Origin of the sequence: Mycobacterium sp. E3198 (assembly GCF_001667015.1) — a bacterium.
Taxonomy (GTDB): domain Bacteria; phylum Actinomycetota; class Actinomycetes; order Mycobacteriales; family Mycobacteriaceae; genus Mycobacterium.
The window spans coordinates 161,721-177,831 of sequence record NZ_LZIS01000001.1 but is presented as its reverse complement, the minus strand read 5'-3'; the positions used below and the strand labels follow the sequence as shown (position 1 = coordinate 177,831).

Annotated in this window: 19 protein-coding genes; 7 read left to right on the top strand and 12 right to left on the bottom strand. The window is 69.1% G+C overall.

Annotated features, from left to right (window positions below):
* Positions 1-14: 14 nt before the first annotated feature.
* Positions 15-659, top strand: a complete 645-nt coding sequence (locus A5673_RS00840) for a TetR/AcrR family transcriptional regulator (RefSeq protein ID WP_068226591.1) — start codon at positions 15-17, stop codon at positions 657-659.
* Here the strand turns inward: A5673_RS00840 and A5673_RS00835 are convergent.
* From A5673_RS00835 to A5673_RS00805, 7 genes are all read right to left on the bottom strand, one after another.
* Positions 654-1,643, bottom strand: coding sequence for an alpha/beta fold hydrolase (locus tag A5673_RS00835; RefSeq protein ID WP_068226590.1), 990 nt, complete (start codon positions 1,641-1,643; stop codon positions 654-656). The two genes, A5673_RS00840 and A5673_RS00835, sit on opposite strands and share 6 nt — an antisense overlap.
* Before the next feature lie 112 nt (positions 1,644-1,755).
* The gene (locus tag A5673_RS00830) at positions 1,756-2,244 is read right to left on the bottom strand and encodes a lipoprotein LpqH (RefSeq protein WP_068226589.1); all 489 of its coding nucleotides are present in this window, start codon (positions 2,242-2,244) and stop codon (positions 1,756-1,758) included.
* A gap of 31 nt (positions 2,245-2,275) precedes the next feature.
* Positions 2,276-3,019: a hypothetical protein gene (locus tag A5673_RS00825; RefSeq protein WP_068226661.1), complete on the bottom strand. Its 744-nt coding sequence runs from the start codon at positions 3,017-3,019 to the stop codon at positions 2,276-2,278.
* A complete protein-coding gene (locus A5673_RS00820) occupies positions 3,019-3,435 on the bottom strand; it encodes a hypothetical protein (protein ID WP_068226588.1) in 417 nt (138 codons plus the stop codon). The genes A5673_RS00825 and A5673_RS00820 overlap by 1 nt, the downstream gene beginning before the upstream one ends.
* 11 nt (positions 3,436-3,446) lie before the next feature.
* Complete coding sequence (locus A5673_RS00815) at positions 3,447-4,307, bottom strand: LLM class F420-dependent oxidoreductase (RefSeq protein WP_068226587.1); 861 nt, start codon at positions 4,305-4,307, stop codon at positions 3,447-3,449.
* Positions 4,304-5,086 (bottom strand): SDR family NAD(P)-dependent oxidoreductase, encoded by a 783-nt coding sequence (locus A5673_RS00810; RefSeq protein WP_068226660.1) that lies wholly within the window; start codon positions 5,084-5,086, stop codon positions 4,304-4,306. Before A5673_RS00810 ends, A5673_RS00815 begins: the two co-directional genes overlap by 4 nt.
* On the bottom strand, positions 5,083-5,889 hold the full coding sequence (locus A5673_RS00805; protein ID WP_068226586.1) for an alpha/beta hydrolase: 807 nt from the start codon (positions 5,887-5,889) through the stop codon (positions 5,083-5,085). The genes A5673_RS00810 and A5673_RS00805 overlap by 4 nt, the downstream gene beginning before the upstream one ends.
* Before the next feature lie 97 nt (positions 5,890-5,986).
* Here A5673_RS00805 and A5673_RS28065 point away from each other — a divergent pair, with 97 nt between their 5' ends.
* On the top strand, positions 5,987-6,877 hold the full coding sequence (locus A5673_RS28065; RefSeq protein ID WP_082958477.1) for a hypothetical protein: 891 nt from the start codon (positions 5,987-5,989) through the stop codon (positions 6,875-6,877).
* An 18-nt stretch (positions 6,878-6,895) separates the two neighbouring features.
* On the opposite strand, the gene A5673_RS00795 is transcribed toward A5673_RS28065, so the two are convergent.
* The gene (locus tag A5673_RS00795) at positions 6,896-7,738 is read right to left on the bottom strand and encodes a sulfurtransferase (RefSeq protein ID WP_068226585.1); all 843 of its coding nucleotides are present in this window, start codon (positions 7,736-7,738) and stop codon (positions 6,896-6,898) included.
* A gap of 258 nt (positions 7,739-7,996) precedes the next feature.
* Here A5673_RS00795 and A5673_RS00790 point away from each other — a divergent pair, with 258 nt between their 5' ends.
* The 3 genes from A5673_RS00790 to A5673_RS00780 all read left to right on the top strand — a co-directional run bounded on the left by A5673_RS00790 (position 7,997) and on the right by A5673_RS00780 (position 10,193).
* The gene (locus A5673_RS00790; protein WP_068226584.1) at positions 7,997-8,323 is read left to right on the top strand and encodes a DUF732 domain-containing protein; all 327 of its coding nucleotides are present in this window, start codon (positions 7,997-7,999) and stop codon (positions 8,321-8,323) included.
* Positions 8,324-8,408: 85 nt separating this feature from the next.
* Positions 8,409-9,716, top strand: coding sequence for an APC family permease (locus tag A5673_RS00785; RefSeq protein WP_082958476.1), 1,308 nt, complete (start codon positions 8,409-8,411; stop codon positions 9,714-9,716).
* Positions 9,717-9,821: 105 nt separating this feature from the next.
* Positions 9,822-10,193 carry an STAS/SEC14 domain-containing protein gene (locus A5673_RS00780; protein WP_068226583.1) on the top strand — a complete coding sequence of 124 codons (372 nt, stop codon included), beginning with the start codon at positions 9,822-9,824 and terminating at the stop codon, positions 10,191-10,193.
* Between the two features lie 27 nt (positions 10,194-10,220).
* Here A5673_RS00780 and A5673_RS00775 read toward each other — a convergent pair whose 3' ends face one another.
* Both A5673_RS00775 and A5673_RS00770 read right to left on the bottom strand, forming a co-directional pair.
* Positions 10,221-11,330 (bottom strand): glycosyltransferase, encoded by a 1,110-nt coding sequence (locus tag A5673_RS00775; RefSeq protein WP_068226582.1) that lies wholly within the window; start codon positions 11,328-11,330, stop codon positions 10,221-10,223.
* An 84-nt stretch (positions 11,331-11,414) separates the two neighbouring features.
* Entirely contained in the window at positions 11,415-12,197 is a 783-nt protein-coding gene (locus A5673_RS00770) for a helix-turn-helix domain-containing protein (protein WP_068226581.1), read from the bottom strand.
* Positions 12,198-12,281: 84 nt separating this feature from the next.
* Between A5673_RS00770 and A5673_RS00765 the strand changes: the two genes are divergently transcribed.
* Both A5673_RS00765 and A5673_RS00760 read left to right on the top strand, forming a co-directional pair.
* Entirely contained in the window at positions 12,282-13,232 is a 951-nt protein-coding gene (locus tag A5673_RS00765; protein ID WP_082958475.1) for an LLM class flavin-dependent oxidoreductase, read from the top strand.
* Entirely contained in the window at positions 13,229-13,894 is a 666-nt protein-coding gene (locus tag A5673_RS00760) for a maleylpyruvate isomerase family mycothiol-dependent enzyme (protein ID WP_068226579.1), read from the top strand. Before A5673_RS00765 ends, A5673_RS00760 begins: the two co-directional genes overlap by 4 nt.
* On the opposite strand, the gene A5673_RS00755 is transcribed toward A5673_RS00760, so the two are convergent.
* Both A5673_RS00755 and A5673_RS00750 read right to left on the bottom strand, forming a co-directional pair.
* Positions 13,865-15,403, bottom strand: coding sequence for an FAD-dependent monooxygenase (locus tag A5673_RS00755; protein WP_068226578.1), 1,539 nt, complete (start codon positions 15,401-15,403; stop codon positions 13,865-13,867). The genes A5673_RS00760 and A5673_RS00755 overlap by 30 nt on opposite strands.
* A complete protein-coding gene (locus A5673_RS00750) occupies positions 15,400-16,038 on the bottom strand; it encodes a TetR/AcrR family transcriptional regulator (protein WP_068226577.1) in 639 nt (212 codons plus the stop codon). The genes A5673_RS00755 and A5673_RS00750 overlap by 4 nt, the downstream gene beginning before the upstream one ends.
* Positions 16,039-16,111 lie beyond the last annotated feature (73 nt).

Genomic DNA, 16,111 nt, shown 5'->3' with positions numbered 1-16,111 from the left:
ATACTGGGACTCCGATGAGTGCCTCCCGCAGCCCGTATCAGTCCCGATTGCGTGCCGAACAGGCCGCCGCCACGCGCCGGCTGGTGCTGGACGCCGCCACCCGGCTGTTCGTGGAGCGCGGTTACAGCGGCACGTCGATCGATGCGATCGCCGAGGAGGCGGGCGTCGGGCGTTCCACCGTGTTCGCCGCCGGCGGCGGCAAGCCCTGGCTGCTGAAAACGGCGTGCGACCGGGCCATCGTCGGCGACGACGAGCAGGTCCCGTTCCACGAACGTCCCGAGGCGCGCAAGCTGTTCGCCATGGCCGACCCCACCGAGATCGTCACGGGATACGCGGCCATGCTGAGCGACGCCCAACGGCGGGTGTCTGCCATCTACGAGGTGGTCCGGTCGGCCGCGGGGGTCGACCCGGAGATCGCCGAACTGTGGAACGAACTCAGCCGGCAGCGCCTGACCGGGGCGAAGGAGTTGGCGACCCTGCTGAGCCGCAAGGGGGGCCTGCGCTCAGGCCTGTCCGTCGCTCAAGCCCGCGACATCATCTGGGTCTACATCGACCCCGGCCTGCACCACGCGTTGGTCGGCACCCGCGGATGGAGCCAGACGAAATACCGCGGCTGGCTGGCCGATACGTTGAGATACCAACTGCTCGGGCCCTTATGAGGCGCTCTCGTCCACCAGCACGGCGCCGTCGGGCTGGTTTCCGAGCGTCTGAAGCGGGAGCTCGCCACCCTGGGCGGTGAGGCGAACGATCCGGGCCAGCTGCCCGGGAGCGTCGCACTGCAGGTAGTGGTCCGCGCCGGGCACCAACCAGTAGCGGTTGCGGCCGGGCTTGGTCTTCAGGTAGGTCTGCCAGATGTAATTGGGGACGCGCACGGGGGAGACGTTGTCGTGCAGGCCCCACACCACCGTGGTGGGGACGTTGCTCGTGGAAAGTGCCTCCAGCCAACTGGTTTCGTCCGCCGCGCGCTCGTTGAGGTACTGGATCGTGTCCGGCAGCACGCGGATTCCGTCGTTGTGTGCGAAGCACTTTGCCAGCGCCGCGATCTCGGGGTCTTCCAGGGTTCTCCGCGGCATGAAGGTGCTGGCCCCCAAGCCGACCGCGAGCAACTCCGGTGTGATCGCCGCGACGGTGTCCCGCCCGGTTGCGGGGTCGAGGACCGCGGTCTGGAACTCGGTCAGATTTGCGAGCGGGAGATAGATGTTGCCGTTCGTGAGGATGAGGTCGACCGGCAGGGTGGGTGGGTCTTGGGCCGCCAGCATCTCCAGCGCGATCATGCCGACGCTGCTGCCGCGATCGTGAGTGAGCATGCGGAATTCGGTCAGCTTCCACACCTGTGTGATCGCGTAGACCAGCAGGCGCGCGTCGTCGTACAGCGAATAGGTGTGCGGCGCCGGGGGCTTGTCGGACATGCCGTAGCCGGGAAAGTCCAGCACGAACATGTCGAAGTCGTCGGTCAGTTCGCGGGTGAGGGCGAAATAGTCGATGCTCGACGTCGGAAAGCCGTGCACCAGCACCAGCGCGGGGGCGCCGGGGGTGCCGCAGCGGCGGCTGAACACGCTGAGTTCCTGCCCGTCGTTGGCGGCGGTGATCGACCGCCACCGAAGTTCGGTCCCGCCGCTTTGCCACTCCGCGAAGATGTCCAAGCCGCCAGCATGTCAGAGGGGAGTGCGGTTCGACAACCGCTTGTCGCCGCGAGGCGGGCAGCAGGTCAGGTGCCCTCCACGGGTGACGCCTGTGGCGCAACGTGTTTGAAGCCTATGGGCACGTGACGTGAATCCCGAACGTCACCTGGTGGACGTCACCCTGATTCGGCGACGCCCCCTGGCCCGTCCCGGTGATCGTGTAACTCTTCCCGTCCTTGGTGGCCTGCACCTGGGTCACGGACTGGGGCGCCTGCCAGGGCAGCTGATACTGTCCCGCTTCGGTCTTGAGTGAGATGGCAAAGCCGTCGACGCTGGGCGGCACCAGGTCCGACATGGACAGCGTTATCGACGCCGCATCGTCGCGCACGCTGATGTGGGTGGTCAGATCGCCCGACTCGGCCGGCGGCACCGACGCGGAGTTGGTGCACTCGACGCTGGCGGTCATGGTGTGCTTGTTGCCGTCCATCATGACGGTCGTGGTTGGCGGAACCGCACTCGTGCTCGTGGCGGAAGGCTGACTCCCCTTGCTCGAGCAGGCCGGTAGGCAAGCCGCCGACACGACGAGCACGGCGGCGGCGCGAACGAGCCGTCGATTGGCCATCTCACTTCCTTCGGTAGGTTGTCACGAAGGACTATAGGGGTCGCTCGCTCGGCCACGCTTCCCAACTGACCATGGTGCGTAACGGCCCGGCGAACACGGGTCGAACCGCCGCGGACCGCCACCTTTCCTCGATGAGGGGCCTCAGCGCATCGGTGGTGGTGAGCGGGTCGCCGTCGAGGTAAACGACCGTGATGTATTGGTGGTCGGTCCGCCAGCCGCCGGGCAGGTGGCTCCAACCGGTGCTGGAACCGAAGGTCCAGGCGCCGGCCGTGCCGGGCGTGGCCAGCAGCGCCGGGTAGTGCTCGGCGTGCAGCCATTGCAGCCACTGGTCCGGGCGGCCCGCATCGGGTTCTTCGACGATCAGCACGACCCCGCGGTGCGGCCGAAACGGCACCACCTCGGCGGAGACGAGCGTGTGCGGAGCGGCGTGCCACTGCAGCAGGCGCAACCCGGCGACCTGCAGCGACGGCCGCGTGACGGGGAAGCGGCCGTTTTCCCGCAGCGCGCGCCCGAGCGCGACGAAGTCGTCGAAGGTCTGCTCGACGGGGTCACCGACCAGGTAGTGCACCGCGTTGCCGACCTGTCCCAACGGCCCGTCGGCCACCAGGCGGCGCTCGAGGTAGTCGCCGTCGGCGATCCACCGCAGTCCGTGGACGATGCCCGGCAGTTGGTACTGCTCGGGCATGTGGTCGAGCAGGTGCCAGCGCAGGTAGCTGCCGTCATCGTCGGGCGGGGCGGGCGCCGTGAGGCTGAAAAACCCTGCCTTGACCCGCATCACGCGTCCGGCCCGGCCACGTAGCAGCGGCCGCTGGCGGTGGTGAGCAACACCTCCTGCACGGCGGACTTGTCCACCGCCGCGAATTCGAAGCGGTGTACCTGTTGACCCGCGTCGATGTCGGCGTCCTGGGACACGTTGGTGCCGTCCTTCTTGCGCACCAGGGCCGTGACCTTGTCCGCCTTCGAAATGTTCTGCGGCTCATGGAAGTACCACACCTCGATCCCGCCGCCCGACGCATCGCGCCAGCCGTCGGCGTAGTAGCAGCCCGGGTTGCCCTCGGCGTCCGGCGGCGGCGGCGGGCAGATCGACAACCCGACGCACGCGGGGGCGCCGGTGGCCGTAGCAGGGGCAACGATCGCCAGGCCCGCAGAACCCAGCAGCAGGATGCCCAGCATTCGGATCGCCTTCGACATGGGAGCCCTCTCTAAGCGGACGGATGCAACTCGGCCAGCGCATGCAGATTCTCCAGGTAATGCTGCAGCGAGGTATGGGTGAAAATCGCGCTGACGATGGTGGCGCCGTGCGCGGCGATGTCGGCGAGCGTGTCGCGCGTCTGATCCGGCTCGTTGATCGGGTCCAGCGGCCTCGGCGGCGGCAGGACGACCTCGAATCCTGGCTGAAGGTCGAAGCGGCCCAACCACTCTCGGACCTGCCGCAGGGTCACGTTGAACGGAGCCCAGCCGTCGGCCAGGGTCACGGCCCGGCGCAGCGACCGCAGCGTGCGTCCGCCGACCCACAGCGGGACGCGCTGCTGGACGGCGCAGGGATCGACGACCATGCCGCCGAACGAATAGAACTCGCCGTGGTAGGAGGGTTCGGGCACCGACAGCGAGGCGCGCAGCGCCCGCAGGGCGTCGTCGCCGCGCGGCCCGCGGTCGTCGAAGGGGACGCCGAGCAGTTCGAACTCCTCCTTGAGGCTGCCGACGCCGACCCCGAGGATGAGCCTGCCGTTGCTGACCTTGTCGAGGGTGCCGTAGCGCTTGGCGATCTCGAGCGGGTGGTGATACCCGAGCACCAGCACGTTGGTCGCCAACCGGATCCGCCGCGTGCGCGCCGCGAGATAACCCAAGGTGGCCAGCGGATCCCAATAGCGGGCGCCGCGGCGGTGGTGTTCGGCGGCGGGCAGCGCGACGTGCTCGCTGCACGTGAGGTGGTAATAGCCGAGTCGGTCTGCGGCTTCGGCGATCCGGGCCAGGTCCTCGATGGAGGCCTGTTTCTCCCACTCGCCGCTGATCTGCGGCAACATCGTCACCACCGGTGTGGAGATGGACAGCCGAGTGCTCATCCCTGCATGTACCCGCCGGCGTCCACGGGGATCGATTGCCCGGTGATGGTGCGGCTCTCGTCGCTGGCCAGGAACAGCGCCAGGTTGGCGACGTCCTCGGGCGACGAGATGTCCTGTAAAGCCACGCCTTTGAGGGATCTGGCGCGCTGGGTCGCGAAGTCGACGCCCTGCTCGTCGGCGGTGCGCTGCACCCAGTTGCGAAACAGCTCGGTGTCGATGGCCCCGGGCACGATGCAATTGCACCGGATGCCGTGCGGGCCCACCTCGAGCGCGACGGCCTTGGTGAACGCCCGCAGCGACGCCTTCGCGGCGACGTAGTGCGTCTTGCGGACCATGCCGGCGTAGCTGGCCGTGGACGAGAAGTTGAGGATGACCCCGCGGCGGCGTTGCAGCATCGACTGATTGAGCACTTCGCGCGTGCACAGCATGGCCGCGGTGACGTCGATGGCGAAGGTGGCGTTCCAGTTGTCCAGCGTCTGCTCCCAGATCCAGCGGTCCTGCCCGGGCGCGGCGGCGTTGTTGCACAGGATGTCGACATGGCCGAACTCGTCGACCGCCCGCGCCACCATGGCCGCGACGTCGTCCTCGTTGGTCACGTCCGCGCGCATCGCGATGGCCCCCGGGCCGGCCGCGTGGGCGGCGTCGCGGACCAGCTCTTCGCGCCGCGCGGCCAGCAGCACGCGGGCGCCCTCCGCGACGAACAGCGAGCCCAGCACCGGCCCGAGCCCGCTGCTGGCGCCGGTGATGATCGCGACCTTGCCGTCGAGACGCCCCGTCATCGCGGCGACGCCGTCGGACAACGGGTTTCGAGCCAGGCGTGAATCCGCTGGGCCACCGCCTCCCAGCCGGGCTCCAGCATCATGTCGTGAGCCATCCCGGGAATGAACTCTGCCTCGGTGTGATACGCGCTCGCGGTCGCACGCACTTCCCGCGGCGAGAAAAGGATGTCATTTTCGGCCCCCAAGACCAACATCGGGGCGTTGACGAGCGCGGGTTTCGGCAGATCGAGCCACAACATGCCGAGCACATGCCCGCCCAGATACTCTTCGTCAAGCCCCGCTGCGTAGCGCGCCACGTCGGCGTCGGGGACCGAGTCGGAAAAGAAGCTTTCCCGCGCCAATTCGGGTGTGCGGCCGACGCTCCCCAGCGATTTGGTGATGGCCAGGTGCCGGGCGGTGAGCCACGGGTGCAGCCGGAACCTGCCCAGCAGGAATCTGGCGATCCCGCTCGGCGGTACGGAGGCGAGCAGGACGGCGGCGGGCGCGTCGTGCGACTCCAGATACTTCTGCACCACGAAGCCGCCCATGGAATGCCCGATCACCACGGGCCGCTGGGGCAGGCCGTCGGCGACGGAAGCGACATCGTCGACAAAGTCCGCCATAGAGCAGAACTGCATGGGTTTGGGCGCGGGGCTTTGCCCGTGGCCGCGCAGGCTTACCGCCACCGACCGATAGCCCTTTGCCGCGAAGAAGTCCAGGAAGTGCTCGTCCCAGCACCAGGCGCCGTGCCACGCGCCATGGACGAAAAGCAGCGGCGTTTTCTGGGAATCGCCGACGGGCCCCTTATCGATCACTTCCAGCACGCCGCTGAGACTAGCGCGAATAACGGCACGAAATCGCCAAACAAAAAGAACGGTAATCCGTATTCCGCCGCGTCCGATGCGCCAAAATCAAGCATTTATGACCGACAGGGAATCGGGGGAACGGCGCACGCTGGTGCTGGCCGCCTTCCCGGCCGAGGCCGATGCGGTTCTCTCGCATACCGCGCTGGACCGCTACCCGGTGGTGCGGGCCGACGGTCGGCACTTTTACCTCGGCTCGATCGGCGCCAAGAAGGTGATCGTGGCGATGACCGGCATCGGCATGGTGAACGCGACCGAGACCGCCCGGGCGGCGCTCGCGCGCTTCACCCGCGCGATTGATGCGGTGCTGTTCTCGGGTGTCGCCGGTGGCGGGGCGCGGGTCAGCATCGGGGACGCGACCGTACCGGCGCGCTGGACCCTGGACGGCGGCGCGACATTTCACCCGGTCGACGCCGGCCTGCTGGCCGCGGCGCGAGCGCTCGCCGTCGATCTCGAATGCGTTAATTTCTTGCGCCGCAAAGCTCCCCGCGTCAAGCTGGTCGACCTGAAGCGACGGCCGCGGCTGGTGGTCGGCGGCGACGGGTGCAGCTTCGACAACAACAACGGCCAGGCGTTCCCGTGCCTCCCGAACGGCGGCGGCGTGTTCGGGTGTCAGCCGCGCAGCGCGCCGGATCGCTCACTTCTGCATACCGGCAACTTCTCTCGGGCGGCCGGGCCCTGGCTGCGCAAAGCCCTCGTGACCAACCTGAACTTCGCGTGGGTCGCCGACCCTGCCTTCGACGCGACGGACAACGAGACCGCGGCGGTGCAGGCGGTCGCCGACGCGCGCGGCGTCCCGTTTCTCGGGATCCGGGGGATTTCGGACGGGGCCGGCGACCCGCTGCACCTGCCGGGCTTCCCGTTCCAGTTCTTCTTCTACAAGCAGCTCGCGGCGGAGAACGCCGCCCGGGTGGCCGCGGCCCTCCTGCAGACCTGGGCCGGCGTCTGAAGTCACCGCGCCCGAAGGCTATTCGGGGCCGCGGCCCACGGGCCGGGCCGGATCCGAACACCACTCCGACCACGACCCCGGATACAGAGCCGCCTGCCGGCCGCTCGCCGCGAGCGCGGCGATCGTGATGGCCGCGGTGACACCCGAGCCGCAGTAGACGCCGACGTCTCCGTCGATGCCGTGGTCGGACAACAACCGACCGAGCGCGTCGTCGCCGACGAACGTTCCCTCGCCCGACAGGACGGCGGCGCTGGGCAGGTTCTTGGCACCGGGGATGTGACCGGCGACGGGGTCCAGGGGTTCGACGTCGCCGCGGAACCGTTCGGGCGCGCGGGCATCGAGCAGCGTCACGTCGCCGGTCTGGTCCGCGGTCAGCGCGGGAAGGTCGCCGGCGTACAGATCATCGTGTGGGACAGTCACATTCCCGGGCGCCGGGTCGACCGGGCCGGTCTCGAGGCCGTGTCCGGCCGAGCGCCACGCGGACAGGCCGCCGTCGAGGATGCGCACGTTCTGCAGGCCGGCCGCGGTCAGCACCCACCAGGCCCGCGCCGAGCCGGCGCGGTTCCAGTCGTCGTACACCACGACCGCGTCGCCTTGCCGGATTCCCCATCGGCGCGCGGCCGCCTGCAGGTTGCGCCCCGACGGCAGCGGATGACGGCCGCGACCGCCGACGCTGTGGTCGCTGAGTTCGTCTTCCAGCGACACGTACACCGCGCCCGGGAGGTGACCGTCCAGATAGGCGGCGCGGCCGTCGGGATCGTCGAGCCGCCAACGCACGTCGAGGAGCATCGGCGGGTCGCCGGCCTCGACCAGGCGGGCCAGCTCCGCCGCCGTGATCAGCACTTCGTCCCGCGCCTGCACGGGCGCACCTCCTTGCCGTTTCCGGCGAGCCTAGCCGCGGTCGGCCAGGTGAACGCTATCGGAACTCGCGGTGAACTCTTGTTTCGGAAACCGGACCCATCGCGCGCCCGGAATTAAACTCGCTCAGAACTAAAACTGAACGGCGGATTGAACTTTGGCTTGCGAGCGGCAGTGGCGCCGGCGGGCTATTGACCAAGGGTCCGTTCGCGCGCGACGATTCGCTACATTGAGCGTCGAAGCTTCGAAAGTGATGGGGAAATGAAAAAGAAAATCTCCGCGTGCGCGTTTGGCGCTCTGCTGACCGTCGCGTGGTTGCCGGTGGCCGTGGCGCACGCCGACCAGAACGACCAGGACTTCGCCGAGTACCTGTCGTCGCACGGCATCAACCTCGGTTCGCCGGCCCAGGCCGTGAACATGGCGCGCGTGATGTGCCAGGACCTCGAGGCGGGCTACACGCAGAAGGACGAGATCGACCAGCTGACGGGAGCGCACAAGCTGACCCAGGCACAGGCCGAGACGTTCATCGGCGCGGCCACCGCGGACTACTGCCCGGGCAAGCACAGCCCCAACAAGCCCGGCAGCTAAGGCCCTACGGGCTCGCCATCGACCGGGTCCCCGGGCTGCCGGACCGAAGCGTCACGACGCTCACACGCGCGCAGGTCGCGGTGCTATGACCGCACAGCGCGCGTCGGGTGAGCTCGGGGTCGCCGCCCTGGTGTCGATCGGAATCGGCGGCATGGTCGGTGGCGGCATCTTTTCGGTGCTGGGGCTGACCGTGCAGCTCGCCGGCGCGGGCGCCTATCTGTCCTTCGTCGCAGGCGGAGTGATCGCCGCTCTGACCGGCCGCTCGTACGCGCTGTTGTCGGTTCGCCTCCGCAGCCGCGGCGGTACCGCGTTCTTCTTGGACAAGTGCTTCGGTACGGCGATCGCCGGGCCCTTGAATGTGCTGTTATGGCTGAGCTATTTCGTGATGCTTGGCCTGTACGCGGTCGCATTCGGCAGCTACGCCGCCGCGTTGCTGGGCGTCGACCCCGCCGGCCCTTGGCGCCGGGTGCTGGCCAGCGGCGTCGTGCTGGTCTTCGCGGGGCTGAACCTGACCGGTGCGCGGATCGTCGGTCGCACCGAGGCCGTCTTGGTCTACGGCAAGCTGGCAATCCTGCTGATCTTTTGCGCGACAGGCCTGGCCTTCGTTCACGCCGACCGCGTCGCGCCCGCCCATTACCCCTCGCTGGGTGTGATCGTCTACGCGGGTGCCTTGATTTTCCTGGGGTATGAGGGTTTCGAGTTGATAGCCAATGCCGCCGAGGACGCCAAGGACCCACGACGCAGTCTGCCCCGGGCATACCTCATCTCGATCGGTGTGGTGATAGTCCTCTATGTGCTCGTCGCCTTTGTCGCCGTCGGAAACCTCAGTGTCGTGCAGATCGACCGTGACCGCGACTACGCCCTGGCCGCTGCCGCGCGCCCGTTCCTCGGCTCGGCGGGCTTCTTTCTCATCGGGATCGCCGCGGTTGTGTCCACCGCGAGCGCGATCAACGCGACTCTCTACGGAACCGGGAAGTTCACCTACCTGATGGCGCGCGACGGCGAACTGCCTCCCAGCCTCGCCGAGCCGGTGTGGGATCGGCCGATCGGTGGCCTATTAGCGACGACGGCGGGCACGCTGATCGTGGTCAATGCCGTTGACATCGAAGGCATCAGCCTGATGGGGTCGGCCGGATTCCTGCTCATCTTCGCGGCCGTCAACCTCGCAGTGCTGCGGTTGCGCGCCGCGCGTACCACCAAACTGATTGCGGTCGCCGGGGCGGCGGCTTGCCTGGCCGCGTTCGGTGCGATGGCGGCGTATGCGGCGGCGACGATGCCCGGAAACCTCTGGGTCCTCGGTTGTTTGCTGCTGGGTGCGGTCGTCGTCGAAGGCCTGGTGCAGTTGCGCGGGCGAAAGGTCAGCCACCCCCCGATGCCGATGCCGGAGAGCTGACCGCCGTGGCAACCCCAGGTGGACGGGTGACCTTTGGCTCTACGCCTGCGGAGCCGGCGGGTGGACCATCGATGTGGCCCCCATCGATCTGCTTTGGAGGACAGAATGATTGAACTTTTGCAGGGTTTTCCCGACAACGTCGCAGCGTTCGCGTGCCATGGGCATGTGACGAAGGCCGACTACGAAACGGTGCTGATTCCTGACATCAACGACAAACTTTCGCGCCACAAGAAGCTGCGGGTCTACTACGAGATCGCATCGGATTTCGCCGGCTTTGATCCCGGCGCCGTTTGGGACGACACGAAGGTGGGTCTTAGTCATTTCCTCAGCTGGGAAAGGCTCGCCGTGGTCAGCGATGTCGACTGGATCAAGCATTCCGTCAAACTTTTCGGGTTCATGATGCCCGCACAGTTGCGCACGTTTCCGACCGCGGAGGCGGACAGTGCCCGCGAATGGATCGGCCAACCGCAAGATTAGCTTTGCTTTCGCGCCAAATGCGGGTCGTCAGGAGCAGGTCCCCAGCGAGGCCAACATGCCGGCGGCGGCCCGTTCCCAGGTGAATGTCTCGGCGCGGCGCCGGGCCGAGTTGCGGCGGTGGTGTTCGGGCCGGCCGACGACTGCGCCGACCGCCCAGGCGATGGCGAACGGGTCGTTGTCGGCCAGGGCGCCGCTGTCCGGCGTGACGATCTCGGCGAGCGCCGACGTGCGCGACACCACCGCGGGTGTCCCGCAGGCCAGCGATTCGAGCGCGGCCAGCCCGAACGTCTCGTGCGGGCCCGGTGCCAGCGTCACGTCGGCGGTGGCCAGCAGCCCCGCGACGGCGTGCCGGTCGTTGATGAAGCCGGTGAAGTCGATCGGCAGCCGGGCAGCCTGCCGTTCCAGCCGGGCCCGCAGCGGACCCTCGCCCACGACCACCAGCCGCGCGTCGACGCCGGCATGACACAGCGCGCCGAGCGCGTCGATACTGCGATCGACGCGCTTTTCCACCGACAGCCGGCCGCAGTGGACCAGCAGGATCTGCTGCGGGGCGGCCCAGCGCCGCCGCACCAGGTACGAGTGCCGGCGCGGGTGAAACGTCTGTAAGTCCACGCCCAGCGGGACGGTGACGGTGTTCGTCGCGCCGATCCGATCGAACTCCTCGCGGGCGAACGCCGTGGTGCACACCACGGTGTCATAGTTGGCGGCCGTGCGCCGGTTGGCGAAGTCCGCGAACCGCTCGGCGCTTCGGCGCGGAAGCACTTGCCCCACAAGGCGATCCAACCTCTCGTGGGAAATCATCACCGTCTTTGCGCCGTAGTCGCGACCCCACCGCCCCAGCGACCGCAGCGTGAGCCGATCGGAAACCTCCAGCGCGTCGGGCTTCAGCGCTTTCAACAGCGCCTTGACCGGCCCCGGCAGCACCGCCCGGTAGCCCCCGGTGAAGGGAATCAACCGGGCGGGCAGCGTGATTCGCACCACGCCCGTGGGTAGCCGGGTGCGCTCGGGGCTGCGGCCGGGGACGACCAGGAACACCTCATGCCCGGTCGCGCAGTATTCGGCACCGAGCCGGTCCACCGCGGTGCGCAGGCCGCCGGAGCGCGGGCCGTAGAAGTTGGCGACCTGAACAACGCGCATAACGTGAGGACACGCGGCGCGCGTGTGCAGTCATCGATGTGGAACCGACGTGTGCCTGAACACTGCATGAATTCGCTCAGCGCCTCACTCCGCGCCACGGCGGGCGAGGATCGTGGCGGTCTCCCGGTCGGCGGGCAGGAACGCCTCCAGGCGCAGCTCCGAGATGGTGACATCCAGGGCGGTGACGAACGTGGATATCGTCGCAACCAGCCGCACGTCACCGTCGGGGGAGCGCAGGTGCAGCGGCACGGCGAAGCCCAGCGATTCGATCGGTCGGCCACCCGGCGCCGGCACACCGTAGCTCTCGAGTTCCTCGAGCAGCGCGTCGATGCGCGGGTCCGGGCCACGTTCGCGCAAGCCGTGAAAAATGTGGCGCCGCCAGTCGTCGAGGTTCACGATGCGCGCCGCCATCCCGTCCGGGTGCAGCGCGACGCGCAGCACGTTGACGGGCGCCTCCAGCAGCCACCCCGCCACCCCGTCGGTGAGCAGCCCGAAGGCGCCATTGGCGGCGACAAGCTCCCCGAAGCCGTCCATGACCATGGCCGGATACGGCAGGTGCCCGTCGAGGACATGCTGGAGCGCCTGCCGCACGGGTTGCAGGAGCGGGGCGTCCGGCGGCGACTCCGGATGCGCGGGCGCAAAACCCGCCGCCGACAGTAGCGAGTTGCGTTGCCGCAGCGTCAGCTGCAGGGAATCGGCCAGTCGGCTGACGATGTCGCGCCCCGGGACCGATCGGCCCTGCTCGAGGAAGCTCAGGTGCCGTTGGGTGGTGCCCGCGTCATTGGCCAGGTCGATCTGGCTGAGCCGGCGCCGATTACGCCATTCGCGTAATGCCGCGCCGAAGTCGCCCTGCACCGAAACCGACATGCACACAGTCAACCCGTTCCGGGCGCTGGGCGCCATTCCCTGCCGGGAATTGTCGTGCGTCAGCGTCGGCGACACGATCGCCCCATGGAAATACCAATCTGTCTCGGCGTCATGCCGCCCCTGGCGGCCGAGCCCTGGGCCGGCACCGATCTGCGCGGGCTCCTCGACTTCGCCCGCGCCGTCGAGGATCTGGGGTTCGACTCGCTGTGGGCGAACGACTCGTTGGTGCGGCCCCGCATCGAAGCGCTGACCTTTCTATCGGCAGCGGCCGCCGTCACCGATCGGATAACCCTGGGTACCGCTGCCTTACAGCCGGTGCTGCGCCGGCCGGTGCAGACCGCGCAGGCCCTCGCCTCCATCGACCGGCTCTCGGGCGGGCGGTTGGCGGTGGCGGTCGGTGCCGGCTTCCCGCGCCTGTCCGAGGTGGAGTACGCCGCCTCGGAGGTGCAGTGGCCTCGCCGCTTCGCGCGCCTCGACGACACCGTGGCCCTATGGCGCCAGCTATGGAATGCCAAGGAGCCCAGTTCCTTTCACGGATCTGTGCTGCACCTCGACGAAATCCCTGCAGGCATCACGCCGTTCGGTGAATCCGACCCGCCGGTGTGGCTGGCCGCCGACACCCCGGGCGCCCGCGCCCGCGCCGGACGGCTCTACGACGGGTGGCTGCCGTATCCTCCGACACCGCAGGGCTATTCGTCGGGCCTCGCCGAGGTACGGGCCGCGGCGCAGGGCGCGGGCCGCCCCGGCGACGCCATTACGCCGGCGCTGTTCGTCACCGTGCTGCTCACCGACGATGCCGACGGCGGCCGGGCGGCGCTCGACCACTTCGCCACCCAGACCTACGGTTTCGGCATCGACGCCGTCGAGCAGATCCAGACCTTCGCGTTGGGAACGCCCGACGCCGTCACCGCCCGGCTGGCCGGCTACATCGACGCCGGCGCGCGGCATCTGGTCTGCCGGGTAGCCGTCCTCGGCCCCGACGGATTCGTCGAGCAGCTGCGCCGGCTGCGGAGCGTGACAGAGTCGCTGCGATGACCACGATCGTGCGGCCGGGACCCGATCGAGCCGCGACCATCACGGGCCTGGTCAACGAATACCGCTCCTTCGCCGAACTCATTGGCGCGCTGGATGCCTCGGACTGGAGCCGCGATACCCGGTGCACCGGCTGGCAGGTGCGCGACGTCGCCGGCCACGTGGTCGGCCAGGCCGTCGACACGATCAGCGGCGCGGTCGGCACCCGCACACCCGACGACCAGGCCGCGGCCCTGCGCGGCGAATCACCGGCCGCGCTCGCGGAACGGCTGCGGGCCGCGGCGGATTGGGTTGCGCAGCTTGCCACTGTCATCGACGACGCGGCCTGGTCGGCACCCAGCCCGGTGCCCGGGCTCACCCTCGGCCAGGGGGTGCATGCGCTGCTGGACGACGCCTACGTACACGGCGACGACATCCGCGCGGCACTGGGCCTGCCGTTCGATGGCGGGCCGGGGCTGCGGGCCGGCATCGACTTCGTGCTGGGCGCGCTGCTGCGCGATGACGCCGCCGCCGCAGACCCGGCGGTCGCTCGGCTGCTGGTTGTCCCGACAGAGCAATTCGAGCAGCAAACCGGCATGACGGAGCACGTTTTTCTGCTCGCGGCCACCGGCCGGTCCGATCCAGCGCGCCTGGGCCTACCCGACTGCGTCAACATCTTCCGTTGAGGGCCCGAACCAGCGCCGCAGCGCGGCGCGCAGGGCCGCTTGCTCGTCCGCCCCGAACGCGTCGGCCGCCCAGGCCACGTAGCCGTCGGGCCGCAGCAGCACTGCCGCGGCGGGCCGCTTGGTGGTGGTCGCCTCGACGACGTCGACGCGATCGGCCCACCCGCGCGCGGTGGGGCCGGCGCCGCCGCCGAAATCGAGCAGGACCGGGCGGGCGTCGTGCAGCAGTTCTTCGACTCGCCGGCCGTCGGCGAGGGTCAGCGGCGGCACGGGCCGGCCCGACAGCGGGTGGTCGTCGCCGACGTCGTACCGGACGTCGTTGCCGGCCAGCAGTCTCGCCATGTGCCGGGCGGCGTCGGGAAGGGCGAACAGTTCGCCCAGGAGCGTTCGTAGCGCGGCGACTTCGGGCCCCGGCGCCATGAGGGCGGTCTGCGACAGCGAGTGCATCATGACGCGCTCGCCCACCGGGTGTCGCTCGGACTCGTAGGTGTCGAGCAGTCCCGCGGGCGCCCAGCCGTTGAGGTGGGCGGCGAGCTTCCAGCCCAGGTTCATGGCGTCCTGCAGGCCCAGGTTCAGGCCGGGTCCGCCCATGGCGCTGTGCACGTGGGCGGCGTCGCCGAGCAGCAGCACTCGCCCGTCGCGGTAGTGCTCCGCGTGGCGGGTGTTCTGCCCATTGATCCGCCGCAGGGCATGCGGCCCTGGGCCTTTCGGTTCCTCGAAAGGCAGGTCGACGCCGAGCACACGACGCGCGCTCTCGCGCAGTTCGTCCAGGCTCATCGGCTGGTCCTCGACCGGCGGCCCGAACTCGATGGTGCCGAACAGCGAGCGGCCGGGTTCGAACTCGGCGTAGATCAGCCCGCCGCAATCCAACCGTGTGTGGCCGAACGCGATCCGGCCGAAGCCGGGGACGTCGATGCCGCCGTCGGCGCGGCGGAGCCCGTCGGGGATGTGCACGTGGGCCAGCCGACCGACGGTCTGCGACGTGTAGCCGGGGAAGTCGATGCCCACGGTCTTGCGGACCAGGCTGCGGCCGCCGTCGGCGCCCACCAGATACCCGGCGGCGATGCGATACTCGCGCTCGGGCGAGGACACCGTCAGCCCAACGGAATCCGCGTCCTGTTGAAGACCGTTGAGTTCGTGTCCCCAGCGCAAGTCCACCCCGAGGTCGCGCGCCCGCTTCTCCAGCAGCCGCACCACCCGGGGCTGCTGGATGGCCAACGCGTACATCGGGTTGTCGGGCACGCCGAGGAAGTTCAGCGTCATCGCCGCGAAGATCCAGCCGTAGACCGGTTGCGGCGGGTTGGGGTCGCCGGTGAACTCGTGGTACAGGCCGCGCATGTCGAGCATCCGAACCACCTGCCCGACAAGGCCGTTGGCTTTCGGCTCGGAGCTGGGCCCGGGCAGGCCGTCCAGCACGACGGGCCGGATGCCGGCCAACGCCAGCTCGCAGGCCAGCATCAGCCCGTTGGGCCCGGCGCCGGCGATGACGATGTCGGCGCGTTCGTCAGTCATGGTGTCAGCTCCTTGACCGCCTCCGGCAGCCCCGCGCGGACGGCGGCGAAGCCGTCGCGGATCAGGTCGGTGATGGCCACCGGCGGCTCGGCCCGCACGTAGGTCTCGGCCGCCGCGTCGCCGATGGCGCGCACGACGGCCACCACCAGCCGTGGGTACAGGTCGTGCTGCGGATCGGTGCCGGTGCGCTCGGCGACGACCTCGAGCCACTCGTCAAAAAGCCGCTGCGGCAGGGCGTTACGCACCTGAGGGTTCATCATCAGCTTTCGAAGCTCGACGAGTTCCCGGCGGCTCGGCACCTGACTTTCGGCGCCGTAGAAATCGCCGAAATCCTCTTCCAGCGGTTCGAGCACCGCGTGCTCGAGTGCGGTCCACAGCGGTTCGTCGGAGGGGCGCCGGCGAAGTGCCGCGATGCCGCGGCGCATCCGCTCGGTCTGCCGATAGGCCAGTGCCTCGTACTTGCCGGCGAAGTAGTTGTTGAATGTGCGCAGCGACACCCCGGCCAGGCCGGCGATCTCGTCGCGCGTCACGTTGTCCAGCCCGCGCTCGAACGCCAGGTTCAGTGCGGCGTCGCTGAGCGCGCGGCGGGTGTCGGCCTTTTTGCGCTCGCGCAGGCCGGGCGGTTGGTCGGGCATGACCGCCAAGATACGTCAAACGTGCCTAGTGGGCAAGTTTGCCTAGCGGGCAATTTGTGGCTGAGTGCCGCCT